Raw genomic sequence first — 26,305 nt, forward strand, 5'->3', positions numbered from 1 at the left:
GGGCTCGTCATGTGCAGGTCCGATTGTCCGAAATGACCCATCTTGCAGACGATTGTCTGCTCAGGACAGCACGCCCGGTCGTGACCCGAACGCGACGGATCAGCCCTTACGCGGCTGCCGGATTCGCGCCCCCGTTTGCATCGTTGGCCTTCCGAGCCGGCTCGCGCATGATGCGGGAATGACAAGAGCGCTCACCGGTCTCAATCGCGCCTCGATCCGTCAGCTGCGTTTGCTCGTCGCGGTAGCCGAGACCGGCAGCATGGTGCGCGCCGGCGAAGCCCTCGGCCTGTCCCAGCCCGCCGTGACGAAGTCGATCCGTGATCTGGAAGCCGATCTGGGCGTATCGCTCTTCGAGCGGGGCAACCGCGGCGTGAAGCCAACCGTCTATGGCGAGACGCTGGTGCGCCACGCGCAAGCGGCGCTCGCCCAATTGGCCCATGCGGCCGAGGCGCTGGAGGACCTGGCGACCGGCGCGGGCGGCCGCGTGGTCGTGGGCACGCTGCTCGCCGCCTCGGCCTGGCTGCTGCCGGGCGCGATCGCCGAGCTGCGGGCCGAGCGGCCGCGCGTGATTGTGGAGGTGGTCGAGGGCGCCAACGACCGTTTGCAGCCAATGCTCTCCCGCGGCGCGCTGGACATGGTGGTGGGGCGGCTCAGCGAATTCCGCCATCGCGCCGGCGTGATCCAACGCCCGCTTTATGATGAGGAGATCGTCATCCTCGCCCGACCGGGCCATCCGCTGTCCGCGCGCACGGCGCTGACCCTCGGCGACCTGACCGCCGTCGACTGGATTCTGCCGCCGGGCGAGACGACCCTGCGCCGCCAATTGGAGAAAGCCTTCTTCGACGCGGGTCTGGCGCCGCCGCGCTGCGCGGTCGAATCGGTCTCGCTGCCGACCAACCGTCGCCTGTTGCGCGAAAGCGACCTGGTCGGCGCCTGGCCGCAAGGCGTCGCGGCGGACGAACTGGAGACCGGGCGATTGATCGCCCTGCCCGTGCGCCTGACCGAGATTCTGGGGCCGGTCGGCGTCACCCTGCGCAGCGACAGCCCCCTCTCACCCTCGGCGGACGCGTTCTTGCAGGCGCTTGAGCGGGTCGGGGCGCGCGGGCGCGGGCTTTAGATATTCTCATCTGTTATATCCAATTGCGTTCTGTTCATTTGCAGGGATAGCACGCCGCGGTCACACTGACTCTCATCACTCTGTCATCCGGCGTGGACCCGTGGAGACGATGGGCGTCTTTTCCCTGATCAAGCGCAGCTTCGCGCGCAAGGATCCCGAGCCGATCCCGGCCCCGGCTTCACCGACGCCGGTCGCGCCGCCGGCTGGACGCGCCCCTGCGCCCTGGACGGACCCGGTGGGCCGTGCGCTGCCGCGGCGCGAAGATTGGCGCGCGCTGACCGGAACCGGGCGCTATGTCGGCGATCTGAAGCCGGCCGGTCGCCTCTACGCCGCCTTTCTTCGAAGCCCTGTCGCGCGCGGGCGCATCGCGGCGCTGGACGTCGAGGCGGCGGGCGCGGCGGCGGGCGTTCGGCTGGTGCTCACCGGCGCGGATCTGAAGGACGACGGCGAGGGCCTGCCCGTCAATTCCGTGATCGACGGCGAGAGCGCGCCGCGCGCGCCGTTGCTGGCGGACGGCGGGGTGCGCGCGCTGGGTCAGCCGGTCGCTCTCGTGGTCGCGGATACGCCCGACGCCGCGCAGGACGCGGTCGACGCGATCACGCTGGAGGTCGAGCCCGAACGGCCGATCCTCGACCCCGAAACCGCGGAGACCGGCCCGCCCGTCGACCCGTCGCGCGCCGACAATCTGGCCGGCCGGCGCGTCTGGACGACCGGCGACGTCGAGGCGGCGCTGCAATCGGCGCATCGCGTGGTGACGGTCGCGCTGCGGCATCCGCGCCTCGCGCCCTCGCCGATGGAAGGCCGGGCGAGCCTGGCTGAGTGGTCGGAAGGACGCCTGACGCTGTGGAGCGGCCAGCAGGCCCCGCATCGGGCGCGCGACCATCTGGCCGCACTGCTCGATCTGCCGGCGGACTCCGTCCGGGTGATCGCGCCCGACGTCGGCGGCGCCTTTGGTATGAAGGCCTCGCTTTATCCCGAAGACGTGCTGATCGCCGAGGCCGCGCGGCGCCTCGAACGGCCGGTCAAATGGATCGCCAGCCGAGGAGAGGATCTGCTGTCCGCCGGCCACGGCCGCGGCGCGCATGCGCGCGGCCGGATGGGGTTCGACGCCGACGGGCGGATCGTCGCGATGGCGGCGCAGTTCGACTTCCCGCTCGGCTATTGGACGCCGTTCAGCGGCTTGATCCCGGCCTGGAACGCAAGCCGTATCCTACCCGGCCCCTATCGCATCGACGCGCTCACGGTGGAGGCGCGCGCCTTCGCGACCAACACCGGGCCCGTCGGCATCTATCGCGGCGCGGGCCGCCCTGAAGCGGCCATGCTGCTCGAGCGGCTGATCGAGGCGGGCTCGCGGGCGCTCGGCTGCGATCCGGCCGAGTTGCGGCGGTGCAACCTGCTGCAGCCGACGGACTTGCCGTACGAACATGGCGGCGGGGCGCGCCTTGATTCCGGGGACTATCCTGCGCTCCTCAAACAGACGCTCGACGCGGCGGATTATGCGGAGCGGCGGCGTGTGATCGCCGAGCGGCGCGCCGCAGGGGAGTGCGTCGGCCTTGGCCTCGCCCTTTATGTCGAGCCTTGCGGGCAGGGCTGGGAGAGCGCTCGACTGACCTTGGGGGCTCATGGCGACGTGACGCTCGCCTTCGGCGGATCGGCGCAAGGACAGGGGCGCGAAACCGCGGCGGCGCAGATAGCCGGCCATGCGCTGAAGCTGGACGCGGACCGCATCGACGTGGTCGCAGGCGATACGCAAAGCGCGCCCGCCGGGGTCGGCGCGCTGGCCAGCCGCAGCACGGCGATCGGCGGCGGGGCGATCCTGAAGGCGGCGGACGCCTTCCTCGCCCGCGCTCGGGCGGCGGCGGCGGAAATTCTGGAAGTCCCAACCGACGCCCTGCGCCATGATCCGGACGGTTTCGCGGCCGCCGACAATCCAGGCGCGCGCGTCACCTGGTCGACCCTCGCGGCCCGCGCGCCGGAGCTGTCGGTCGAAGAACGCTACACCGCCGACGGGGAAGCCTGGGGCGCCGGTTGCTGCCTGGCGCAGGTCGCGGTGGACGTCGAGACGGGCGTGCTGACCGTCGAGGATCTGGTCTATCACGACGACGCCGGCGTCATCGTCAATCCGGCGTTGGCCGAGGGGCAATTGATCGGCGGCGTCGCGCAGGGCCTGGGCGAGGCGATGATGGAGGCGGTGCGGTACGATGAAGATGGGCAGCTGCTGACCGGCTCGCTGATGGACTACGCCCTGCCGCGCGCGGCCGACATGCCGCCGATCGCGACCGGCCGACGGGAGACGCCCTCGCCGGCGAACAGCCTGGGCGCCAAGGGTGTGGGCGAGGCCGGGACGATCGGCGCGCCCCCGGCGGTGGTGAATGCAGCCCTCGACGCGCTGGCGCCTTTCGGCGTCGCGCATCTGGACATGCCGCTGACGGCGGAGCGGATCTGGTCCGCCCTCAAGGCGGCGCAGAAGAATAAGGATTGTGGGTGATGGAGTACACGAAGGCCGAAGCCAAAGAGTGGGCGCGCGAGAATATGAAGGGGATCTGGGCCGCCGCCCTGCAGCCCTTCCGCGAAGGCGATCTGGCGCTCGACGAGGCGGGCATGCGCGCGAACATCCGCCATTGGGTCGAAGATCTGGGGATCGACGGCCTGTTCATCGCCGGCAAGCAGGGCGAGTTCTTCTCGATGACGCTGGAGGAGCGCAAGCGCGCCTTCGAGATCGCCGCCGACGCCGTGCGCGGAACCGGCGCGCGCACGATCATGAGCGCCTCCGACCAGAACATGGACGTGGTCCTCGACCTCGCCCGATACGCCCAGGCGGTGGGGGCGGATTCGATCGTCGTGCACGCGCCGGTGCTGCATTTCGTGAAGGATCCCGATCAGATCCTGCGCGAGTACTACAAGCGCATCTCGGACGAGGTCGATATCGCGATCGCGCTGTGGAGCCATCCGGACAGCGGCTATCTGATGAGCCCGGAGCTCTGCGCGGAGCTCGCCGACCTGCCCAACGTGGTCGCGATCAAATACAGCGTCCCGCGCGAGATGTACGCGCGCCTGACCCAACTCGCCGGCGACAAGCTGCTGGTCAGCACGGCCTCCGAGGAGGAGTGGCTCGACAATGTGCTGGAGCTGGGCTGGCGGCTCTATCTCTGCTCCTCGCCGCCCTATCTGCTGCAGACGGCGGCCGACCGGCGGATGCGCGACTACACCGACCTCGCCTTCGCGGGCGAGGCGGAGAAGGCGCGCGCGATTAGCGCGAGCCTGGAGCCGGTGCGCCACGCGTTGAAATCCACCCGCCCGGCCGACAAGCCTCAGGCGCACCAGAAATACTGGCAGGAACTGCTGGGTCAGGTCGGCGGGCCGGTGCGCGCGCCGATGCTGGAGCTGACCGAGGCCGAGAAAGCCGCGACCCGCGTCGCCTTCGAGGCCTGCGGCCTGAAGACCGCGCGCGACGCGGCCGAATGAGAGAGGGCTTTCCGATGACGCAGCACGTATCGCATCCGCGCTTCAAGCCGTTCGACTTCCAGGCCTGGATCGACAAGCACCGGGATCTCTTGAAGCCGCCGGTCGGCAACAAGCTGGTCTTCGAGGAGGCCGGCATGGTGGTCATGGTGGTCGGCGGGCCGAACCAGCGGGTCGACTTCCACGACGATCCGGTGGAGGAGTTCTTCTATCAGCTCCAAGGCGACATGCTGCTGAAGATCGCGGAAGGCGGACGGATCTACGACGTGCCGATCCGCGAGGGCGAGGTCTTCATGTTGCCGCCGCATGTCCGCCATTCGCCGCAGCGACCGGTCCCCGGATCGGTCGGGCTGGTGGTGGAGAGCCCGCGCATGCAGGGCATGAAGGACGGGTTTGAGTGGTTCTGTTTCGACTGCGGCGCCCTGGTGCACCGGGTCGAGGTTCCCGTCGGCAACATCGTCGACGATCTGCCCCCGCTGTTCGACGCCTTCTATTCCGACGAGGCGGCGCGGACCTGCGGGGCCTGCGGGGCGGTCCATCCGGGTCGCCAGCCGCCGGAAGGTTGGGCGGTCGTCTAAGAGGCGGCGATCGCTGTTCCCAACGACGAACAAGACTGAACGACAGGAGGTTTGAGACGATGAAACGCAAGCTTGGATGGATCGCCGCCGCGGCGGTCGCGCTCGCCGGGATCGGCGGGCTCGGCGGTCAGCAGGTCGAGGCGAAGGAATTTCGGCTGGGTTTGATCACGCCCCCGCCGCACATCTGGACCAAGGCGGCCGAGGCCTTCGGCGAAGAGCTGTCGACGGAGACCGACGGCGCGCATTCGCTCGCCGTCTTCCCCTCGCGCCAGCTCGGCAACGAGGCGGAGATGATGCAGTTGCTGCAGTCGGGCTCGCTCGACATGGCGTTCCTGACGATCGCCGAGGTGTCGAACCGCGTACCGAACTTCGGCGCGTTCTACGCGCCCTACATGGTCGACGACATCGCCCAGGCCGGCGCGCTGTTGAAGAGCGACGTCGCCCTCGATCTCTTGAAGCCGCTGCCGCGGGAGATCGGCGTGGTCGGCGTCGGCTACGGCATGGCGGGTCTGCGCCAGATCGTCAGCCGCGACCCGGTTGAGACGGCGGCCGATCTCGAGGGCAAGAAGTTGCGCATCACCCCGTTCGAGCCGATCCGCGACTTCTACAACGCGCTCGGCGCGGCGCCGACGCCGATGCCGCTGCCGGAGGTCTATGACGCGCTGGCCAACGGCCAGGTCGACGCCATCGACATGGATCTGGAGCTGATCTGGAAGCTCAAATACTACGAGCACGCGGAGACGATCCTGATCTCCGATCACATGATGTTCCCGATGGTCGGGCTGGTCTCGGCCCGCGTCTGGGCCGGCCTGTCCGAAGAGGAGCGGGCGACGATCAGCCGCCTTATGAAGAAGCACCTCGACAGCGTCATCGACAGCTACGTGAAGCTGGAGGGCGAGTTCCTGGCCGAGGTCGAGAAGACCGGCAAGCCCGTCAAGAAGGTCGGCCCCGAATTCTTCGGCGACGCCGCCGCCGAGTGGGAGAAGATCTGGAGCGAGAAGGCCCCCGTGCTCGACGACATGCGCGCGGCCGCCGCCGAGCTCTAGGCCGGCCTTAAGGGCTGACGGGCTGGCCGGGTTGACGCGGGGCGGGCTAAGCTCCCGCCCGCGCCGGCCCCCGCCGGCGCCCGGCGAGGATCGGCCGGGGGACGCCGCGCCCCCGGCCGAGCCGCGTCTGTCGGGCTGAGCGCTTGGGGAGAAGCCGTTGAAAGTCTTGACCACCGCCTCCGAGGCCGTCGCCGCCGTCGAACGCTGGGCCGTGATCGCGCTGGCGGTCGCGCTGGTCGGCCTGATCCTGTTGAACGTGGTCACGCGCTCGCTGGCGATGGCCATCTATTGGGTCGATGAGATGGCGGTTTATTGCATGATCTGGCTGGTCTTCATCGGGGCGAGCCTGGCGCTGCGCCGGCGCCGCCACGTCCGGGTGACGGCGGTGATCGTCGCGCTGCCGCGCGGCGCGGCGCAGGCGGTTGAAGCCGTGCTGGACGCGATCGTCTTCGCCTTCTGCGCCTTCATGATCTGGATGGCGTGGATCTGGTACGATCCCGTGACGCTGGCCGGTTACGGCTTCGATCTCGACGCCTTCGCCGGCGCGACCTTCAACTTCATCTATGACGAGCCGACGACGACCATCGGCGCGCCGAAATACTGGGTCTGGCTGGTGATGCCGCTGTTCGCGCTCACGACGACGCTGCATGCGGCCGCCAATCTCGCCGATCGTCTGGCCGGGCGCGCGCCGATCGAACGCGCGCCGGCGCCGCCGCCCGAGAAGGAAACGGCGAAAGGGGCGGCCAAAGGAGCGATGAAATGACCGGCGGCGTCTTCCTGACCCTGCTGCTGATCGGGCTGCCGATCAGCTTCGTGCTGATGGTGACGGCGGCGGTCTATGTCTGGCTGACCGGCAACACCGCGCTCTACTCCTCCTTCATGCAGCAGCTCTTCGCCGGGCTTCAATCCTACGGTCTGCTGGCGATTCCGCTTTTCATGCTGACGGGGGAGTTGATGAACGCCGGCGGCCTGACGCGGCGTCTCGTCGCGATGGCGAGCGTGCTGGTCGGCGGCCTGCGCGGCGGCCTCGCCTACGTCAATCTGATCGCCAACATGATGATGGCCTCGATCATGGGCTCTGCGGTCGCCCAGATCGCGGTGATGAGCCGCGTGATGACGCCGGAGATGGAGCGCCAGGGCTACGACCGCGCCTTCGCCGCCGCGCTCACCTCCGCGGGCGGGTTGTTGTCGCCGATCATTCCGCCCTCGATGCTGTTCGTGATCTTCGGCGTGCTGGCGCAGATCGCGATCGGCGACCTGTTCATCGCCGGGATCATCCCCGGTCTGATCCTGGCCGGGGCCTTTTTCCTGGTGATCGCGGTCCTGGGCTTCTTTCACGAGTTCCCGCGCGTCGCCCGCCCGGCGCGGGCGGAGGCGCTGGCCGGCGGTCTGCCGGCCTTGTCGATCCCCGTTGTGATCATCGGCGGCATCCTTCTGGGCTGGGCGACGCCGACGGAGTCGGCGGCGCTGGCGGTGCTCGCCGCCTTCGTGATCGGGCGCTTCGTCTATGGCGAATTGACGCTGCCGGCGCTGCCGAAGGTGTTCGTCGAGACGGGGGTGAACGCCGCCGCCGTCACCTTCCTGATCGCGGCGGCCAACGTCTTCGGCTGGGTGCTGCTTTACGAGCAGGTGCCGCAGACGGTCGCGCGCTGGTCCGGCGGGCTGACCGACGACCCCTTCGTCTTCATGCTGCTGGTCAACCTGATGCTGCTGCTGGTCGGCATGGTGATCGACGGGATCGCCGCCCTTATCATGGTGGTGCCGATCCTGATGCCGATCGCGACCGACGTCTTCGGCATCGACCCCTATCACTTCGGCGTTGTGGTCTGCATTAATCTGATCCTGGGCCTGCTGACCCCGCCGGTGGGCGCCGGGCTCTACGTCGCCTCCAGCATGGCGGACGCCCGGCCGACGGCGGTCTTCAAGGCGCTGGTCCCGTTCCTGGGTTCGACGCTCGCGGTTCTCGTCCTGCTCAGCTGGCAGCCCGATCTGGTCACGGTGCTGATCCGGGATTGACGGCGACCCGGCCCCGTTTTCGTCGAAAGGACTTTCTCGGCCATGCTGCGCCTACTGCTGATCGGATACGGCCCCATCGCCGCCTATGCGGCGGAAAAGCTGGCGCAGGAGGATCGCGTCACCCTCGCCGGCGTGATGGCGCGGCCGGGGCGCGAAGATGCGGCGCGCGCCCTGCTGGGCGGCCGCGGGGAGGTGTGGACGTCGGTCGAAGGCGTGCCCCACGGCGCCGTCGACCTGGCCGCCGATTGCGCGGGTCATGCGGGCCTGCAGGCGCACGGCCCGGCCTTGCTGGCGCGCGGCGTCGATCTCGTCTCCTTGTCGGTCGGCGCGCTCGCCGACGACGGGCTGGCCAAGGCGCTGGAGGAGGCGGCGCGGGAAGGGGGCGCGCAGATTGAGCTCGCACCCGGCGCGATCGGCGGGTTGGACGCGCTGACGGCCGCGGCGGTAGGCGGGCTGGACAGCGTCGCCTACACCGCGCGCAAGCCCCCCGCCGGCTGGCGGGGCACGCCGGCGGAGGAGGACCTCGACCTAGACGCGTTGCGCGAGCCGCGCGCGCATTTCCGCGGCCCCGCCCGGGAGGCCGCCCGGCGCTATCCGAAGAACGCCAATGTCGCCGCCGCCGTCGCGCTCGCCGGCCTTGGACTCGACCGGACCGAGGCGGTGCTGATCGCCGACCCGACGCTTGACGGCAATCGGCATGAGGTGACGGCGGAGGGGGCGTTCGGACGCCTGTCGCTCACCCTCGACGGGCGCACCCTGCCGGACAATCCGAAGTCCTCGGCGCTGGCGGCCATGAGCCTGGTGCGAACCCTCCGACGCCGTGTCGCGCCCGTCACGCTTTGACGTCTCAGGTCCAAAGACGTCGACTGCGCGGACGCCTTGGGCGTGAAGCCGCGCGCCGCGTCCGCTCTTGGCTGAGGGCGTCCTTTACGGGGCCACGGCCGCTTGGAACTAAGGCGACCCGAATCAGGCGTCTTCGAAACGCCTGCAATACCGTATGCGTCAAGCGTGGGCCGTTATGATGAGCCCGAAATAAGGTCCGCCGCCTTTTCAGCGAGCATAAAGCCAGCGGCGTTAATGTTGGCGCTAGGAACGGCCGGCATGGCCGACGCATCGACGACCCTTAGTCGGTCGACGCCCTTCACCCGTAGCATCGGATCAAGGGGAGCTAGATCGTCCGTCGCCCCGCCCATTCGCACCGTGCCGCAGGGGTGATAGGCGCTCGCGGCGTTGAGGCGGATGAAGCGGTCTAGATCCTCCGTCGCCTTCAGATCCGAACCAGGCGACGCTTCCCGTCCGCGAAAGGTCGCGAAGGCCGGCTGCCCCAAGATCTCTCGGCCCAACTCCAATGCGCGGCGCATCGCCAGCCGATCCGATTCGGCCGACAGGTAGGCCGGATCGATCGCCGGCGCGTCAGCTGGATCGTCGGACTGAAGAAAGACCCGCCCTCGGCTCGCCGGACGCATCGTCCCGCAGCCGAGCCGCCAGCCGTTGCGCTTGGGGTCGGGCAGCCAGTCGGGTCCGAAGAAGATCGGGAAGAAATGCATCTGGACGTCCGGCCAGGCCTCGAACGCCGGCGCGCTCGCGAGGAAGGCGCCGACGTGACACTGGTTGACCGCCGCCGGGCCTGTCTTGGCGACGAGCCATTGCAGCCCGGCCCAGGCCGTCAGATGAGGGCGCATATAGCGGTTGAGGGAGATGGGCAGATCGGTCTCCACCTGAATATGCGCTTCCAGATGATCGTGCAGATTTTCGCCGACCCCTGGCGCCGCTATGCGCGGACGCAGGCCGACGGCGCGGAGCGCCGCTTCCGGCCCCACGCCGGAGAGCATCAGGATCTGCGGCGTGGCGAACACGCCTGCGGCGAGGATCACCTCCCGTCCGGCGTAGATCGTTTCGAGCCCGCCGCTCTCGTCTACGGCCGAGACCCCTACGGCTCGGTCTCTCTCGAAGACGAGACGAACGATCCGCCGTCCAGTCACTACTTGCAGACCTTCGGGTCGCGGCGCTCGGTGCAGATAGGCGCGCGACGCGCTCGATCGCCGTCCGTCCGCGACGCTCATGTCGAAGCGTCCAACCCCAGCCACCGGGGCGGCGTTGAAGTCCTCCACCAGGTCGAACCCGGCCTGTCTCCCGGCCTCGAGAAAGGCGGCCGACAGCGGCGCCAGCGCCTCGACGCGGGTGACGGAGACGGGCCCGGCCGCGCCGCGCGCCGGTGATGGCGGGCCGCGTCGACCTTCCAATCGACGGAAATAGGGCTCAACCTCCGCCCATCGCCAGCCGATGCAGCCGTGCTCGTCCGCCCAGGCGTCGTAGTCCTTGGGATGCCCGCGCAGAAAGGTCATGCCGTTGATCGAGCTTGAGCCGCCCAGAACCCGCCCGCGCGGCTGGTCGATCCTGCGGCCGTCCAGATGCGGCTGCGGCTCGGTTCGATACCAACTGTTGAAACCGCTCGACGGCTTGAAGATGCTGCGCAGCCCCGCCGGCATGGTCAGCATCAACTGCGTCAGCGTCGGCGAGAGGTCGGAGCCGCCGGCCTCGAGTAAGATCACCTCGGCGCCCGCTTCCGCCAGCCGTCGGGCGACCGTGCAGCCGGCGGTGCCGGCGCCGACGATCAGGTAATCCGCGCCGCGCGCCGGCGGCTTTCTGTTGCTCATGACCCGTCCGTCTCGACTGTCTGAGCCGTCAGTTGAGCGGGCGGATCCGCGCGCGGTCAAGCGGCGCCTGTGCGCGGACCGTAGACGGTCTCGTTGACCTGAGGGTCGCCGATGACGCCGGGTTCTGTCTCATAGACGAAGACGCCCATGATGCGCATGCGCGCCCCTTCGACCGGCGAGACCCGGTGCAGCGAATTGCAGCCCCGGAACAGGCAGAGCGCGCCCGGCTCACGGGCGATCCGTCGAATCCCCAATTCGGCCTCGCCCCGCAACACGCGTGCGACCTGGTCGTAGCGCTGGTCGTCGTCGCGGCGGGTGTTGGGCCAGATCTCGAAGTGACCGCCGGCCTCGGGCGCCTGCAGCATCAAGGTCATGGTGAAGGCGTTCACTGAATCGAAGTGCCAGGCGGATCGGTCGCCTTCCCGGTAGCATAGCGTGTTGACCGGCTGCAGCGGGTCCTCATTGACGAAAAGCGCCTCCTCGCCGACCACGGCGGCGATCATCCGGCGCGTCGCCTCCCAATAATACAGGGTCTTGAGCGGGGAATCGTCCGGCAGCAGATCGGCCGCCAGCATGCGCGTGCTGGCCGTCAGCATCATGTTGCGGGGATGATCCTCCGGCAGGGCGGGGTCTCCGCTGCGCTGCAGATAGCAGTTGCGCTCGGCATTGTTGTCGTGCCCGCGCGGTAAGGCGGCCTCGGCGTCCGCGACGGCGCGCAGACGGGCGGCTTCCGTGAGGAACCCGGGAAATTCGCAAACCTGGTCGCGGGCGAGATCGGCGCGCTTCGCGGCGACCAGTTCGGCGAGGCGAGGCTCGTCCGGGCGATCCAGCGGATAGCGGTCGAGGTCGATCACCGCCGCAGGATTCGTGAAGTCTATGTCGGCCATCTGATCCTCTTCCGCTTGCTCATCCTGAAATCGGGCCGCATCGCCCTGATTGACTGTGCCAGAAAATATTTTGAACAAACAATATATTTTTTGTTATCGTCGGGTCATCGAACGTCGACGACCAGCGTCGACGGCGGGCATGGGAGGAAGAAAGATGCGGGAGAGCGATGGGATGCGGGGACGGTTCATAGGACGGCCGAGCCGGCGCGCGGTGATCGGCGGGGCGGCGGCTGCAGCGGCCGGCCTTTATGCTGGGCCGGCGCTGCTGGGCCGGCCCCAGGCGCGCGCGGCCGGGCCGACGGCCGGCGGTCATCTGACCTTCGGGATCAGCGCCGGGGCGACGACCGACAGCTTCGATCCGGGCAAGGTCGGCAACGCCTTCCAATCGGTGCTGCAATATACGGTCGGCTCAATGCTGACCGAGATCGACGCGAACGGCGCGGTGCAGCCCAAGCTGGCCTCCGGCTGGGAGTCCTCGAAGGACGCGACCCGCTGGACCTTCATGCTGCGTCGGGACGCGACCTTCCATGACGGCCGGAAGGTGGTCGCGGAGGACGTCGTCGCCTCGCTCAACCATCACCGGGGGGAGAAGTCGGAATCCTCCGCCAAGCCCATCATGGCGGCGGTGGAGGAGATCCGCGCCGACGGCACCCATGCGGTGGTCGTTCAGTTGTCGGCGCCGGACGCGGATTTTCCCTTCAAGGTCAGCAGCTTCAACTTTCCGATCTATCCGGCCAAGACCGACGGGACGATGGACTTCGCCAGCCGCAACGGCTGCGGTCCCTATCGCGTCACTGCGTTCGAAGCCGGCGTGCAGGCGGAGTTCGAGCGGCATCCGGATTATTTCGCACGCGGACCCCGCGCGCATCTCGACAGCGCGACGATGCTCTGCCTGCCGGACACGGCCGCGCGTCAGAACGCGCTGATGTCAGGCCAGGTGGATGCGATCGACCGCGTCGATCTGGCGACCTTCGATCTTCTGGCGAAGGCCCCCGGCGTGCGGGTGGAGGAGGTGGCGAACAAGACCCACTACACCTTCCCGATGCGCACCGACGCCGCGCCCTTCACCGATCCGGACGTACGCCTCGCGCTCAAGCACGCGGTGGATCGGGAGGCGCTGTTGGCGACGATTCTGCGCGGACACGGGGCTCTCGGCAACGACACGCCCATCAATCCCACCTACCGCTATTACAGCGATGCCGTTCCGCAGCGGGCCTACGATCCCGAGCGCGCACGCTTCCATCTCAAGCGCGCCGGGGCGGAGGGGCTGAAGCTGACCCTCCACGCTTCCGACGCCGCCTTCACCCGCGCGGTCGACGCCTCCGTCCTGTTCGCCGAGCAGGCGAAGGCCGCCGGCTTAGACGTGACGGTCAGGCGCGCGCCGCAGGACGGCTATTGGAACGACGTGTGGATGAAGGAGGCCTGGTCCGCCTGCTATTGGTACGGCACGCCGACCGAGGATGAGATCTTCACCACCGCCTATTCGGCCGGCGCGGACTGGAACGACACCTATTGGGACAACGCGCGCTTCAACGAGTTGCTGGTCCAAGCCCGGGGCGAGTTGGACGAACCGCTGCGCGCCGAGATGTATCACGAGATGCAGACGATCCTGAATCAGGACGGCGGCCTGATCGCCCCCGTCTTCGCCAACGACGTCTTCGCGGTGCGCGATAAGGTTCGCTATGGCGAGCTGGCGAACAATTTCGAGGTCGACGGACGTCTGTTCTTCGAGCGCTGGTGGCTCGAGACCGCCTGACGCACCCGCGCCCGGTCGGGACAAGGGGGAAGCGCCGGCGCGCCTTGGCGGGGCGGCGGCGCTTCCCTTATAGTCGGCGAACGTTCCGTTCAGCTGTTGGAGCCGGTCCGCCGTGCCGCCTTCCCGATCCACACCCCCGCCGAACGCCGCGCTCTCGACCAAGCGACCGCGCACCCACGCGGAGATCAACGAGTTCCGCCGGCGCGCGCTGTTGGAAGGCGCGATCCGCTCTTTTGCGGAGCATGGCGTAGCCGGCACCACCAATCGCACTATCTGTCAGGCGGCCGGCGCGTCGAGCGGCCTTATCCAGCATTATTTCGAGAGCAAGGATAAGCTGGTCGCCGCGGCTTTCGCCTATCTGCTGAACCGCACAGCAGACGCGGTGCGCGAGGCGGTCCAGCAGGCGGGACCTAGCGCGCTCGACCGGCTGCACGCGATGCCGCTGGCGGTGCTCTCCACCGCGATCGCGACCGAGGAGACCAAGAACGCCTTTCTCTCATTCTGGCATGAGATCCGGTTCAACGCGTTGGTGCGCGCGGAGAACAAGGAGTTCTACCGCGACTATGCGCAGCGCACGGAAGCGCTTTTTGCGGCGGCTGCCTCCGAATTGGAGAGGGACATTGACACTCGCCGTTCAGCGCGCGGGCTGATTTGCCTGCTCGACGGACTTTGGCTCAATCTCAGCATGGAGCGGCCCGTACTGTCGGCCCACGATGCAGATTCAATCTGCCGCCGCTATATCGACGGCGAGCTCGGCGCGCGATAGCGGCCAAACGAATTGAATAACGTCTGAGTTTGGCTAGAAGTAAGCGTTCTGTGGCGACGGCCGGTTAGACCGAAGTTGACCCAACTCGGACGAAGCGCCGATCGCGTTGCGGCGAAGAACGGGGCTGATCGCGCGGCCGCTTAGGCCGAGGCGCGCCCTTCTACGGGGGCGGTGCGCGCGGTCTCTCACAACCGTTCGGCCGCGCGCGCGTAAGCCGCTTCCGTGGCCGTCAGATCCGCCTCGCTGAGCGCGAGGCAGGGATAGGTCTTGCCTGGCGACTTGAGCAATCCGCCAGCCCGCAGCGCGCGATTGAAGGCGCTCTGGCGGTCCGCATCGGCGTGCAGGACGGCGCGGTAGTCGCGCACGCGGGTCTCGGTAAAGACGACCTCGAACAGGCTGGGCGCGCCGACGACCTGATGCGCGATCCCGCGCGCCGACAGCGCGTTGGAGGCTGAGGCCATGAGCCGCGCGCCGATCGCGGTCAGACGGTCGTACTGGCCGGGTCGCCGCAGCACCTCCATCGTCTTCAGGCCCGCAACCGCCGCGACCGGATTGCCGGAGAGCGTGCCGAGCTGCATCAGCCACTTGTCCGCGCCGACGGCCGCCTTGTCGAAATGCGCCATGATGTCGGCCCGGCCGGCGATCGCCGCCAGCGGAAAGCCGCCGCCGATGATCTTGCCCAGCGTGCAGAGATCCGGCGTGACGCCGTAGGCCTCCTGCGCGCCGCCATAGGCGAGGCGAAAGCCGGTCACGATCTCGTCGAAGATCAGGACGACGCCGTAACGGTCCGCCAGATCGCGCAACGCCTGCAGGAAGCCCGGCTCGGGCGGGACGATCCGCTGCAGCGGCTCGACGATGATGGCGGCGACTTCTTCGCCGCGTTCGGCCAGCAGGGATTGCAGGAACTCGACATCGTTGAAGGGGGCGATCAGCATCTCCGCGCGGACGCTCTCCGGGATGCCGGCGCTGTCGGGTACGGCCTCGGGAAAGTTCGCCAGACGCGTGGGCGCGAGGCTCATCTGCGCCTCCGCGCTCATGCCGTGATAGCCGCCCTCGAACTTCAGGATCTTGATCCGGCCGGTGAAGGCGCGGGCGAGGCGGATGGCGTACATGTCCGCCTCCCCGCCGGAGGAGACGTAGCGCACCTGCTCGGCGCAGGCGACGGCCTCGCAGATCGCCTCGGCCAGTTCGATCCCGGCGGCGTTGCTGGCGAAGAAGGTCATGCCCTTGGGCAACTGGCCCAGGATCGCCTCCATCACCTCCGGATGACCATGGCCCAGCAGCATCGGGCCGGAGCCGATCAGATAGTCGATATACTCCCGCCCGTCCTCGTCCCAGACATGCGCGCCGCGCCCCTCGCGGATGACGATCCCCGGATCGAAATTGCCGAAGCCGCCGCCCGGCAGCACGCGGCGCGCGCGGTCGATCCAGCGTTGTTGCGAGGCGATGGGATGCATCGGGCCTTCCTTCTAGGCGAGAACGAGATCGGGCGCGCCCAGCAGGGCCGGGTCCGGTTCGACGCCCAGGCCCGGCCCCTCCGGAGGCGCGATCCGGCCGTCGCGCCGCGTCGGGCCGTCGGGGGCGAGGCGCGGGCTTACATAGCCGGAAAGGTCGCAGACGTTGAGCAGAAAGCGCTGGTCGCACGACGCGCCGAGCGCCAGCGCCGCCGCGGTCGCGACATCTGAGCCCCAGGTGTCTTCGACGCACATCTTGACGCCCAGCTGCTGGCACAGATCGCGCGCCTGCCGGGCCGCCGACAGGCCGCCGAACTTTGAGAGCTTGATCGCGGCCGCGTCCAGGCACCCGGCCCGGTGCGCGGCGATCAGGCTGGCGGTATCGTGCACCCCTTCATCCAGCTTCATCGGCAGGCCCGCGGCGGCGCGCACGCGCGCGCACTCCTCCAGCGTCCGGCAGGGCTGCTCCAGCATCACGTCGAGATGGGCGACCGCCCGCGCGACCCGGCTGGCGTCGAGGGAGGTCGCGCCGCAGTTCCAGTCGCCATAGACCAGCGGGCCGGGGCCGAGCGCTTCACGCACCAGGGTGAGGCGGGCTGCGTCCGCAGCCCAGTCGTCGTCCGCGCCCAACTTGACCTGGAACTGGGTCACGCCTTGCGCCTGCGCCTCCTGGGCGATGCGGGCCATCTCGTGCGGGTCGATGCAGGTGATCGAATGATAGACCGGCAGCGCCGCCGCCCGCCGGCCGCCGAGCAGCGCCGAAAGCGGCTGCCCGGCGATCTTCCCCAGCAGATCCCAGAGCGCGATGTCGATCGGGGAATGGACGAAAGGATGGCCGGGCAGCACGCGCATGCAGGCGGCGATCGCCGCCTCCGGTCCGGTCGCGTCGGCGCCCAGCAGCGCCGGCGCGACCTCGGCGACGCCCGGCGCGACGCCGCGCGCGTAGGCCGGCAGATAGTGCGGGATGGGGCAGACCTCCCCCCATCCGACAAGACCGCTGTCGGTGGTGAGCGACAGCACCACGGTTTCGACCGCAGCGCAGCGCTTTCCGGCCGCCATCTCGTAGGCGACGTGGCTGGTGAGCGTCGTCGTCCAGACCCGGATTTCGGCGATACGATGCGCCGGCGCGCGGGTGGAGGCCGGGATCGGCGAGGCGAGGACGGCCATCACTCGGCCGCCTCGCTGGCGCGGGGCGCATCCTGGCGCGGACGCAGGCTGTCGGGATCGACGGCCGGCGCGTCCAGCAGACGGGCGGCGCGGGGCTCCCCATGGATCACGACCTCAAGCGCGCCGTCGGCTTGCGCCGCCGCGGGCTTGAGGTAGGCGAAGGCCAATATCTCCCCGACCGTATGGCCGAAGGCGACGGAGGCGGTGGTTCCGACCACCTCGCCGTCCAGCAGCACCGCCTCGCCGCCATGGCCGTCGACGACGCCGTCCGGCTCGATCGCCAGATAGGCGCAGACCCAGGGCAGGGGGGCCTCCAGGCTCTTCAGCGTCGCGCCCTTGCCCAGGAAATCCTTGTCCAGCCTGGCGAAGCGCATGACGTCGGCTTCTGGGAGCGTCACTTCGTTGGTCAGTTCGCCCGCGCCCTTGAAGCCCTTTTCCATCCGCAGGGCGTTCATCGCGAAGCTGCCGTAATCCCGCAGGCCGAGCGGCGCGCCCGCCGCCCACAGCGCGTCATAGACGGCCAGCGCGTCGGCGCGCGGGATATGCAGCTCCCACCCCAGCTCGCCCGCGTAGGACATCCGCATCGCCCAGAGATCGCACCCGGCGACGTGGATTGTCCGGGCGGTGAGCCACCGGAAGCCGGCGTTGGAGAGGTCCGCGTCGGTGCAGGCCCCGAGGATCTCGCGCGCCCGCGGGCCGTTCAGCGCCAGCGCCGCCCAATCCTCCGACAGACAGCGGATGTCGACCGCCGTATCACCCCGATGCGCGGCCAGATGATCCAGCAGCCGCTGTTCGAAGAAGGCGGCGCAGACAAGATAGAAGCGATCGTCGGCGAGGCGCACGACGGTCGTCTCAAGCTCGATCCGCCCGCGCCCGTTCAGCATGTGGGTCAGCGCGATCCCGCCGATCTTCTTGGGCAGGCGGTTGGCGACCAGGCGGTCCAGCAGGCGTTCGGCGTCGGCGCCCGCGACCTCCACCTTCGTGAAGGCGGAGATGTCCATGATCCCGGCCGCCTCGCGCACCGCCCGGCACTCCGCGCCGACCAGATCGTGCACGGCCGTGCGGCGGAAGCTGTAGTGGTCGCGCTGGTCGACGCCGTCGGCCGCGAACCAGCGCGGGCGCTCGTGGCCGTAGACCTCCTCGAAGACGGCGCCCTTGGCCTTGAGGCGGTCATAGAGCGGCGAGGGCTTGATCGGCCGACCGGCGAGACGGTTGAAATTGGGGAAGGGGATCTCGTGGCGCAGCACGTAATCCTCCTTCGCTTTGACGATCTGCCAGTCCTTGGTCGCGTAGGAGCCGAAGCGGCGCGGGTCGAACTCGCGCATCGACAGATCGGCCGCGCCGTGCACCATCCAGCGCGCCAGTTCGCGCGTCAGCCCCGGCCCCCAGCCGATGCCGATCTGCGTGCCGCAGCAGCACCAATAGTTCGGCGCGCCCGGCGCCGGACCGATCAGCGGCTGACCGTCGGGCGGGTGGGAGATCGCGCCGTGGACGTCGCGCTTGATCCCCAGCTCCGCGAAGATCGGCATGCGCTCCAACGCCGCCTCAAGCCAGGGCATGATCCGCTCGTAGTCGGGGGCGAACAGCTCGTTCTCCGCCTCCCACGGGCAGTGGTCCTCCCAGACGGTGTTGGGATTCTCCTTCTCGTATATGCCGATCAGGCCCGACTTCTGCTCCATCCGGATGTAGCCGGAGACCTTGCGGTCGTCGCGGATCACCGGCAGCTCGCGCTCCAGATCCTGGAATTCCGGGACGGCGTCCGTGACGAAATAGTGGTGCGTCATGGAGGTCATGGGCAGCTGCAGCCCCGACCATTCCCCCATCTGGCGGGCGTAGGTCCCGCCGGCGTTGACCACATGCTCGCAGCGGATCGCGCCCTGTTCAGTCTCCACCAGCCATTCGCCGGAGGCGAGGCGCGTGATGTTCGTCGCCCGACAGCGCCGGATGATCCGGGCTTCGAGCCGTCGCGCGCCCGTCGCCATGGCTTGCGTGACGCCGGACGGGTCGACATGGCCGTCGTCCGGGGTATGCAGCGCGGCCAGCACGCCGTCGAGATTGTAGAAGGGGTGATGACGGCGCACCTCCTCCGGCCCGACCAGCGCCATGGTGAAGCCGAGCGCCCGGCCGACCGACAGCGTGTGGCGCAGCCAGTCGACCTCATCCTCGGTATAGGCGAGGCGGAAGGAGCCGCAGCCGTGCCAGGTGACGGACTGGCCCGTCTCCGCCTCCAAGGCGCCGGAATAGAGATGAATGTTGTAATCGACGCACTTTCCCAGCGAGAACGAGCTGGTGGAGCGCGTGATCTGGCCGGCCGCATGCCAGGTGGAGCCGGAGGTGAGCTCCGCCTTCTCCAGCAGGACGACGTCCGTCCACCCCTCATGCGCCAGATGATAGGCGAGCCCGCAGCCCATCACCCCGCCGCCCACGATCACGACCCGCGCCGTGCTGGGAAAGGCCGCTTCCGCCATCCGTCTCTCCGCTTCCAAGGGGTTAAATTTCGTTGGACAAGGGTGTCGTACAAAAATACCATAGTCAATCATGAATGATACAAATGTCTCATCAGAGGTTCTGGAGCGGCTGACCGCCGAATGGGAGTCGCTGACGCCCGAGGCGCAGAAGGCCGCGCGCTACGTCCTGGAGAATCCGCGCGAAGTGGGCGTCTCCACCGTGCGCGAGATCGCGGAAGCCGCGAAGGTGAAGCCGAACACGCTGGTGCGCATGGCGCGCCAGATCGGCTTCGAAGGCTATGAGGATTTCCGCGCGCCGTTTCGCGAGGCGATCCGCAACGGGGCGGTCGCGCTGCAGGACCGCGCGCGCTGGCTGCAGGAGATCCGCAAGTCCGGCGATCTGGGCGGCCTCTACGCCGATATGGCGGAGGCCGCGCTGCGCAACGTCGAGGAGACGTTTCAGGCGATCGACGCCCGGCGCATGCAGGCGGCGGCGGAGGCCGTCTGGGCGGCGCGCAGCGTCTTCACGCTGGGCGTCGGCGTGAACAACGCGAACGCCCGCAACTTCACCTATCTCGCCTCCACCGGCATGGTGCAGTTCCACGCGATCCCGCGCGCGGGCTCGGTCGCGGCCGACGATCTGGCCTGGGCGGACGGGCGCGACGTGCTGATCGCGATCACCTGCAAGCCCTACCGGGCGGAGGTCGTGGAGGCCGTGCGTCTGGCGAAAGAGCAGGGCGTTCAGGTGATCGCGCTGTCCGACAGCCCGGCCAGCCCCATCGTCCGGGCGGCCGACCACGGTTTCGTGCTGGCGACCGATACGCCGCAGTTCTTCCCCTCGTCCGTCGCCACGATCGCGGTGTTGGAGACGCTGCTCTCCTTCGTCATCGCCATCGCCAGCGACGAGGTGGCGGAGCGGGTGGAGACCTTCCACGCCCGACGGCGCCGCCTCGGGCTCTATCTCGAAGACGGGGAGTGACGGGCATGGCGGACGCCGCGCTCGAGGATCCGATGCGGCCGCTGGCCGCGCGCTATTACATCGACCCGGCCCATTACGAGCGCGAGCGCACGGGCCTTCTGTCGCGCACCTGGCAGTTCGCGGGGCATGTCGCGGAGGTCCCGAAGCCGGGAGACTACTTCACCTTCGAGATCGCGGGCGAACGGCTGTTCTGCATCCGCGGGCGCGACGGCCTGCTGCGCAGCTTCTACAACGTCTGTCAGCATCGGGCGCATCAGCTGCTGGAAGGGGCGGGGGCGACGCGCAGCATCACCTGCCCCTATCACGCCTGGACCTATGAGCTGACGGGCCGGCTGCGCTCCGGCCCGAACCTGCGCAAGGTCAAGGGCTTCGAGCGGGACAAGGTCTGTCTGACCGAGGTGAAGACGGAGATCTTCAACGGCTTCATCTTCGTCAATCTGGACCCGGCCGCCGCGCCGATGGACGTCTGGTATCCCGGCGTGCGCGAGCAGCTGCGCGCCTATGTCCCCCAGATCGACGATCTGGCGCCGTTGGAGTGGGTCGAGATCAATGAGGCCTGCAACTGGAAGGTCTCGGTCGAGAACTATTCCGAATGCTATCACTGCGCCCGCAACCACCCGACCTTCACCACCGGCGTGATCAAGCCCGAGACGTACAATATCCGGCGCGCGGACGGCTATGTGCTGCTGCACACGACGGAGTGCTCGGCCCTGGAGGCCATGAGCTACGACATCGACCTGTCGGCGAACGAGCATGCGGGCGAGTATCGAAGCTGGTTCCTCTGGCCGCTGTTCTCCTTCCAGGTCTATCCCGGCAATGTGCTGAACACCTACCATTGGCGCCCGGACGGCCCGGATCGGGTCGCGGTCTGGCGCGGCTGGTACACCGAAGGCGGCTACGATTCCGAGGCCGTGCGGCGGCTCGCCCAGCAGGACCGCGCCACGACGGTTGAAGAGGACATCCGGCTCGTCCAATCGGTGCATCAGGGCCTCAAAAGCCGGGGCTACAGCCCCGCGCCGCTGGTGCTCGACCCGGACGAGGGGGTGAATTCCGAGCATTCGCTGGCCGTGTTGCACGGCTGGATGCGCGAGACGCTGGACGAGATTTAGGCGAGAGAGGAGGGCGAGGCCGATGGGACCATTCGACGAGGATCTGTTCGAGAAGGGCCTCGCCCAACGCAAGGCGACGTTGGGGGCGGAGTATGTCGAGCGCAACCTGGCCGCCGCCGACGACTTCACCCGGCCCTTCCAGGAGGCGATGACCGCCTGGTGCTGGGGCTTCGGCTGGGGGGACGAGACGATCGACCTCAAGACCCGCAGCATGATGAACCTCGCCATGATCGGGGCCTTGGGCAAGATGCAGGAATGGGAGACCCATTGCCGCGGCGCGCTGAACAACGGCGTCAGCCCTGAGGAGATCCGCGCGATCATCCACATCGTCGGCATTTACTGCGGCGTGCCCCAGGCGCTTGAGTGCTTTCGCGTGGCGCGGCGCGTGCTGGCGGAAACACCCGCCTCAGAACTGTGAGCGAGGAAACGGGTGGCGACGCGCGCGGCGCGGTGCGCCGCGGAAAGCCCTTGCGGCTGTGTTGAAACATGTGTTTCATGATTGCTGGGATAGCGGAGCAATTGTTTCGGGTGCTGCATGGCGGAGGCGCAAACGATCGAAGAGCGGATCAAGCAGCGCTATGCGGAGCTCAGTCCGAGCCTTCGTCGCGCGGCGGATCTTGTGATGCAGCAGCCCTTTGACGTTGCAACCCGCTCGCTCAGACAGATGGCAAGCGACTCGTCCGTCGCGCCGCCGACCTTCTCCCGTCTGGCGCGGGCGCTGGGCTACAAGAACTACGCGGTCCTGCGCGAGCAGTGCCGGCGCGAAGCCTCAAGCCGCGAGACGAGCTTCGCCAAAAAAGCCGACGCGCTCTTCGCGGTGGATGAAGAGAAAAGCGCCGGGCGCGGGGCCTTCATGGTGGCGCAGGCGAGATCGTCGATCACCAACATCACCGCGCTGGTCGAATCGATGGATCTGGACCGCCTCGCCGATGCGGCCGACAGTCTGGCGAGTGCACGATCCGTCTATCTGCTCGGCGCGATGAGCGGTGCGGCCTTCATGACCTACGCCGCTTATGTCGCGTCGATCACCGCCGACAATTGGCGGATGCTGGATCTGAGCCGATCGACGAACAGCTCGGCGCTTCTGTCGCTTGAACCGGGGGACGCCGTTCTGGCGCTGTCCCACCATCCCTATTCCCGGCAGACGGTGAACGCGGTTCGGATCGCCCACGACGCCGGCGCGCGCGTCACCGCGATAACCGACAGTCCCGCATCGCCGTTGCTGGCGAATGCGACGCACAGTTTCATCGTGCGGGTCGAAAGCCCGCAATTCTTTCCGTCCCATGCAGCCACGCTTGTGCTGCTGGAATCCTTGCTGGGCATGGTCGTCAGACGCCAGGGGAAGCACGTCCAGGCCCGCATGGCGGCGGTCGAGAGCCTCAACCGCGCGCTGGGTGAGTACTATGAGGCATGACGTTCAACAGGAAGAACAAGGGAGCAAGAAAATGTTGAAGCGAATGATGATGTCCGGCGTCGTGGGTCTGGGTCTCGCCGCCGCGGCGGCTGCGCCCGCCCTTGCGGACACCCTTCAAGACGTGATCGACGAGGGCAAGCTGACCGTCGGCGTGAAGCCCGACTACGCCCCGTGGGGCATGCGCGACGCGAGCGGCCAGCTCGTCGGGCTGGAAATCGACCTGATGAAGGATCTGGCCAAGCGCATCAGCGAGAAGGCCGGCAAGGAGATCGAGCTGGAGCTCGTCGCCGTCGTCGCCTCCAACCGCATGGAGTTCCTGGAGCAGGGCAAGATCGACGTGATGATGGCGACGATGTCCGACAAGCCGGAGCGTCGCGAAGTCGTCGGCATCGTGCAGCCGAACTACTACTCCTCCGGCGTCGCCATCCTGGCCCACAAGGATTCGGGCATCGACGGCTGGGACACGATCGAGGGCAAGAAGATCTGCGGCATTCAGGGCGCCTGGTACAACAAGGATCATGGCCTGAAGAACGGGGCCGAGATGATCGTCTTCAAAGGCGTGCCTGAAGTCGAAGCCGCGGTGCTGGATCAGCGCTGCGTCGGCTGGCTCTACGACGACTCGGCCTTCATTCCCCGCAAGGTGAACGAGCCCGAGAAGTGGGCCGACTACGCCATCGCCACGCCCGTTGTGGCCGACGTCCCCTGGGGCGCGGCCGTCCGGAAGGACGAGATCAACGACCCGATCGGGCAGGAGCTGTCGGCCGCGATCATCGATTGGCACAAGTCCGGCATGATCGCCGAACTCGAGGAGAAGTGGGGCATCCCGCAGACCCAGTGGGTGCTGTCCATGCAGCAGAAGTGCCTGGCCGGCGACAAGATCTGCGACGCCGTGCGCGACGCGGACGAGTGATCCGAGGGCGATAAGAGCGTGCGGCCCCCGTCCGGACGGGGGCCGCACCGATCGCGCGTTCTTTTCGGGTGCGACCGCCGGAGGGTGATGGTTTGGAGTCGGTTTGGGAATGGTTTCGGTGGCTGAACGAAGCCTACGGAATCAAACTGACGATCTTTTACGACGAATGGGATCGGGGTCGTTTTTTCAGCGGCATCTGGACCACGATCCATCTGTCGATCGTCTGCATCATTCTCTCGATCTTGATCGGCATGGCGGGCGCCTGGTTCCAGATGTCGCGCTTCATGTGGGCGCGCCGCATCGTCCAAGGCTACATTCAGTTCTTTCGCAATACGCCGCCGCTGGTGCAGCTCTATTTCTTCTATTTCGCCGTCGATTCCGCGCTCACCGATCTGCTCGGAATCCAGGGAGGGCTGCTCGGCAGTTACGGCTGGGCGGTGATCTCGCTTTCCTTCTTCGCCGGCGCCTTCAACACGGAAATCTTCCGCGCCGGCGTCGAGGCGGTTCCGGAATCGACGATCGAAGCGGCCGAGTCCCTCGGCTACACCAAGCTTCAGGTCTATCGCTACGTCACGCTGCCGCTCGCCTATCGCGTCTGCTTGCCGGCGCTCAACAACAATCTCATCAACCTCGTCAAGACGACGACCGTCGCCTACGCGATCGCGGTGCCGGAGACGCTCTACATTTCGAACCAGATCTGGTCGGACGAATTCAACGTGCCGGAGATGATGAACGTCGTCTGGCTGGTGTACATCCTGCTGGTGGGTCTGCTGGTCTGGCTGATGCATCGCTGGGAGAAGACGATCCGGGTGCCCGGTTTCGGACAGGGGGCGGGCCGATGAGGCGTGATCCGATCTCCACCCGCCGACCGCCGCCTCTCGAAGGCGCGACCGATCTGCCGGTCATGAAGCCGTTCCACCTGCCGCACGGCGGGCGCGGCGCAGCCGATCTTTGGGTCGGCGCGGCGACCGACCGCCGGCTCGGTCTGGCGCTGGGATTGACGCTGTTGTGCTGGGTCCTGATCGACAGCGCGCACGCGCAGGTCCAGGCCGACGCCGATCAGACGGTCTTCCAGACGCTCGTCAAATGGACGCCGCTCATGCTCTTCGGTCCCGAAGGCGAGTTCGGCGGCTTCACGCTCAACATTCTGGTCAGCTTCCTGGCCATGGCGATCGGCACGTTTCTCGGGCTTTGGCTCGGCATCGGGCAGGTCTCGCCGATCCCTTGGCTGCGGCGCGTCTCCTGGCTCGTCACCCAGGTGTTCAGGAACTCGCCCTGGCTGGTGCTGCTGTTCTACGTGATGCTCCTGATCCCCTTCCAGGTGGAGATTTTCGGCGAGGACTACGACATCCCCGGCTGGACGAAGGCGACGTTCGCCCTGTCGTTGCCGATCATGGCGAACGTCTCGGAGATCGTCCGCGGCGCCATCGCCTCTATCCCAACAGGGCAATGGGAATCCGCCGAAAGCCTGGCCTTTTCGCGTCGTCAGACGCTGTGGAGCATCATCCTTCCGCAATGCGTCAAGCGCATGCTGCCGCCCTGGATGAACTGGTACTGCATCCTGACCATGTCGACGCCGCTGATGTCGATCCTGGGCGTCAACGACGGCATGACCCTGACGCAGAATGCGCTGGCCGCGGAGGGGCGGAGCGAGTTCCTGATCCCCCTCTATCTTTGGCTGATGTCGTGGTTCTTCCTCTACAGCTATCCGATCGCCGTCTACACGCGCCGCCTTGAGCGTCGCTTCGTCGTCAAGCAGTAGGAGCGCCTTATGGCTTCATCATCCTGGACGCCCGACCAGCCGATCGTCGCCCTCACGGACGTCCATAAGTCCTTCGGCGATCTTGAGGTCCTGAAAGGGGTGTCGTTGAGCGTCATGAAGGGCGAAGTGATCTGCATCATCGGCCCGTCGGGTTCCGGCAAATCGACCCTGATCCGCTGCATCAATGCCCTGAACGACATCCAGTCCGGCTCCATCACCGTGGAGGGTTTGGAGGTGCACGACCCGGATCTCGACAAGCTGGCGCTGCGCAAGAAGGTCGGGATGGTCTTTCAGCAGTACAATCTCTTCCCGCACAAGACGGCGCTTCAGAACATCATGATGGCCCCGATCAAGGTCTTGAAGGAACCGGCCGATCAGGTTCGGGAGCGCGCGCGCGCCCTGCTCAAGAAGGTTCGGTTGGAGGGCAAGGAGGACGCCTATCCCGGCGAGTTGTCCGGCGGGCAGCAGCAGCGGGTCGCGATCGCCCGCGCCCTCGCCATGACCCCCGACGTCATGCTGTTCGACGAGGTGACGGCCGCGCTTGATCCCGAGACGGTGAAAGAGGTGCTGGTGACGATCAAGGATCTCGCGGCCGACGGCATGACCTGCATTCTCGTCACGCATGAGATGGGGTTCGCGCGCGAGGTCGCGGACCACATCTATTTCACCGACCGCGGCGTCATCGTCGAGCACGGTCCGCCGGACACCTTCTTCAAGGAGGCCAAAGACCCGCGGACCAAAGAGTTCCTCTCGCAGATTCTCTAGGGTCAGCATCTTC

23 protein-coding genes are annotated in these 26,305 nt (G+C 67.7%); 18 read left to right on the forward strand and 5 right to left on the reverse strand.

What is annotated here, in order from left to right; genetic code table 11:
• The first annotated feature begins 178 nt into the window (after positions 1–178).
• From RIB45_RS01975 to RIB45_RS02010, 8 genes are all read left to right on the forward strand, one after another.
• On the forward strand, positions 179–1,117 hold the full coding sequence (locus RIB45_RS01975) for a LysR substrate-binding domain-containing protein (protein WP_350048218.1): 939 nt from the start codon (positions 179–181) through the stop codon (positions 1,115–1,117).
• Positions 1,118–1,226: 109 nt separating this feature from the next.
• Positions 1,227–3,605 (forward strand): xanthine dehydrogenase family protein molybdopterin-binding subunit, encoded by a 2,379-nt coding sequence (locus tag RIB45_RS01980; protein ID WP_350048220.1) that lies wholly within the window; start codon positions 1,227–1,229, stop codon positions 3,603–3,605.
• The gene (locus tag RIB45_RS01985; RefSeq protein ID WP_350048222.1) at positions 3,605–4,582 is read left to right on the forward strand and encodes a dihydrodipicolinate synthase family protein; all 978 of its coding nucleotides are present in this window, start codon (positions 3,605–3,607) and stop codon (positions 4,580–4,582) included. The genes RIB45_RS01980 and RIB45_RS01985 overlap by 1 nt, the downstream gene beginning before the upstream one ends.
• A 14-nt stretch (positions 4,583–4,596) precedes the next feature.
• Complete coding sequence (locus RIB45_RS01990) at positions 4,597–5,157, forward strand: 3-hydroxyanthranilate 3,4-dioxygenase (protein WP_350048224.1); 561 nt, start codon at positions 4,597–4,599, stop codon at positions 5,155–5,157.
• A 59-nt stretch (positions 5,158–5,216) separates the two neighbouring features.
• A complete protein-coding gene (locus RIB45_RS01995) occupies positions 5,217–6,203 on the forward strand; it encodes a TRAP transporter substrate-binding protein (RefSeq protein ID WP_350048226.1) in 987 nt (328 codons plus the stop codon).
• Between the two features lie 157 nt (positions 6,204–6,360).
• Complete coding sequence (locus RIB45_RS02000) at positions 6,361–6,966, forward strand: TRAP transporter small permease (RefSeq protein WP_350048228.1); 606 nt, start codon at positions 6,361–6,363, stop codon at positions 6,964–6,966.
• On the forward strand, positions 6,963–8,219 hold the full coding sequence (locus tag RIB45_RS02005; RefSeq protein WP_350048230.1) for a TRAP transporter large permease: 1,257 nt from the start codon (positions 6,963–6,965) through the stop codon (positions 8,217–8,219). Before RIB45_RS02000 ends, RIB45_RS02005 begins: the two co-directional genes overlap by 4 nt.
• A 42-nt stretch (positions 8,220–8,261) precedes the next feature.
• Positions 8,262–9,062 (forward strand): aspartate dehydrogenase, encoded by an 801-nt coding sequence (locus RIB45_RS02010; RefSeq protein ID WP_350048232.1) that lies wholly within the window; start codon positions 8,262–8,264, stop codon positions 9,060–9,062.
• Between the two features lie 173 nt (positions 9,063–9,235).
• On the opposite strand, the gene RIB45_RS02015 is transcribed toward RIB45_RS02010, so the two are convergent.
• Together RIB45_RS02015 and RIB45_RS02020 are read right to left on the reverse strand one after the other, a co-directional pair.
• Positions 9,236–10,876 carry a GMC family oxidoreductase N-terminal domain-containing protein gene (locus RIB45_RS02015; RefSeq protein WP_350048234.1) on the reverse strand — a complete coding sequence of 547 codons (1,641 nt, stop codon included), beginning with the start codon at positions 10,874–10,876 and terminating at the stop codon, positions 9,236–9,238.
• Positions 10,877–10,932: 56 nt separating this feature from the next.
• Positions 10,933–11,763, reverse strand: a complete 831-nt coding sequence (locus tag RIB45_RS02020) for a HalD/BesD family halogenase (RefSeq protein WP_350048236.1) — start codon at positions 11,761–11,763, stop codon at positions 10,933–10,935.
• 154 nt (positions 11,764–11,917) lie between these two features.
• Here RIB45_RS02020 and RIB45_RS02025 point away from each other — a divergent pair, with 154 nt between their 5' ends.
• Together RIB45_RS02025 and RIB45_RS02030 are read left to right on the forward strand one after the other, a co-directional pair.
• On the forward strand, positions 11,918–13,519 hold the full coding sequence (locus RIB45_RS02025) for an ABC transporter substrate-binding protein (RefSeq protein WP_350048238.1): 1,602 nt from the start codon (positions 11,918–11,920) through the stop codon (positions 13,517–13,519).
• Between the two features lie 112 nt (positions 13,520–13,631).
• Entirely contained in the window at positions 13,632–14,285 is a 654-nt protein-coding gene (locus tag RIB45_RS02030; RefSeq protein ID WP_350048240.1) for a TetR family transcriptional regulator C-terminal domain-containing protein, read from the forward strand.
• A gap of 185 nt (positions 14,286–14,470) precedes the next feature.
• Here the strand turns inward: RIB45_RS02030 and RIB45_RS02035 are convergent, their stop codons facing one another.
• From RIB45_RS02035 to RIB45_RS02045, 3 genes are read right to left on the reverse strand one after another with little or no spacing between them, the layout of a single operon-like run.
• The gene (locus tag RIB45_RS02035) at positions 14,471–15,742 is read right to left on the reverse strand and encodes an aspartate aminotransferase family protein (protein WP_350048242.1); all 1,272 of its coding nucleotides are present in this window, start codon (positions 15,740–15,742) and stop codon (positions 14,471–14,473) included.
• A gap of 12 nt (positions 15,743–15,754) precedes the next feature.
• Complete coding sequence (locus RIB45_RS02040; RefSeq protein ID WP_350048244.1) at positions 15,755–16,906, reverse strand: mandelate racemase/muconate lactonizing enzyme family protein; 1,152 nt, start codon at positions 16,904–16,906, stop codon at positions 15,755–15,757.
• Entirely contained in the window at positions 16,906–19,374 is a 2,469-nt protein-coding gene (locus tag RIB45_RS02045) for an FAD-dependent oxidoreductase (RefSeq protein ID WP_350048247.1), read from the reverse strand. Before RIB45_RS02045 ends, RIB45_RS02040 begins: the two co-directional genes overlap by 1 nt.
• A gap of 70 nt (positions 19,375–19,444) precedes the next feature.
• On the opposite strand from RIB45_RS02045, the gene RIB45_RS02050 reads away from it, so the two are divergent.
• The 8 genes from RIB45_RS02050 (at position 19,445) to RIB45_RS02085 (ending at position 26,292) form a co-directional block, all read left to right on the forward strand.
• Entirely contained in the window at positions 19,445–20,332 is an 888-nt protein-coding gene (locus RIB45_RS02050) for a MurR/RpiR family transcriptional regulator (protein WP_350048249.1), read from the forward strand.
• A gap of 5 nt (positions 20,333–20,337) precedes the next feature.
• Positions 20,338–21,441, forward strand: coding sequence for an aromatic ring-hydroxylating oxygenase subunit alpha (locus RIB45_RS02055; RefSeq protein ID WP_350048251.1), 1,104 nt, complete (start codon positions 20,338–20,340; stop codon positions 21,439–21,441).
• A 22-nt stretch (positions 21,442–21,463) separates the two neighbouring features.
• Positions 21,464–21,859, forward strand: coding sequence for a carboxymuconolactone decarboxylase family protein (locus RIB45_RS02060; protein WP_350048253.1), 396 nt, complete (start codon positions 21,464–21,466; stop codon positions 21,857–21,859).
• Positions 21,860–21,976: 117 nt separating this feature from the next.
• Entirely contained in the window at positions 21,977–22,855 is an 879-nt protein-coding gene (locus RIB45_RS02065; RefSeq protein ID WP_350048255.1) for a MurR/RpiR family transcriptional regulator, read from the forward strand.
• Positions 22,856–22,886: 31 nt separating this feature from the next.
• A complete protein-coding gene (locus RIB45_RS02070) occupies positions 22,887–23,765 on the forward strand; it encodes a transporter substrate-binding domain-containing protein (RefSeq protein WP_350048257.1) in 879 nt (292 codons plus the stop codon).
• 92 nt (positions 23,766–23,857) lie between these two features.
• On the forward strand, positions 23,858–24,607 hold the full coding sequence (locus RIB45_RS02075; protein WP_350048259.1) for an amino acid ABC transporter permease: 750 nt from the start codon (positions 23,858–23,860) through the stop codon (positions 24,605–24,607).
• The gene (locus RIB45_RS02080) at positions 24,604–25,527 is read left to right on the forward strand and encodes an amino acid ABC transporter permease (protein WP_350048261.1); all 924 of its coding nucleotides are present in this window, start codon (positions 24,604–24,606) and stop codon (positions 25,525–25,527) included. The genes RIB45_RS02075 and RIB45_RS02080 overlap by 4 nt, the downstream gene beginning before the upstream one ends.
• A 9-nt stretch (positions 25,528–25,536) precedes the next feature.
• On the forward strand, positions 25,537–26,292 hold the full coding sequence (locus tag RIB45_RS02085; protein WP_350048264.1) for an amino acid ABC transporter ATP-binding protein: 756 nt from the start codon (positions 25,537–25,539) through the stop codon (positions 26,290–26,292).
• The last annotated feature ends 13 nt before the right edge of the window (positions 26,293–26,305 follow it).

The sequence above is a fragment of the Marivibrio sp. genome (genome assembly GCF_040218065.1).
Taxonomy (GTDB): domain Bacteria; phylum Pseudomonadota; class Alphaproteobacteria; order UBA8366; family Aestuariispiraceae; genus Marivibrio.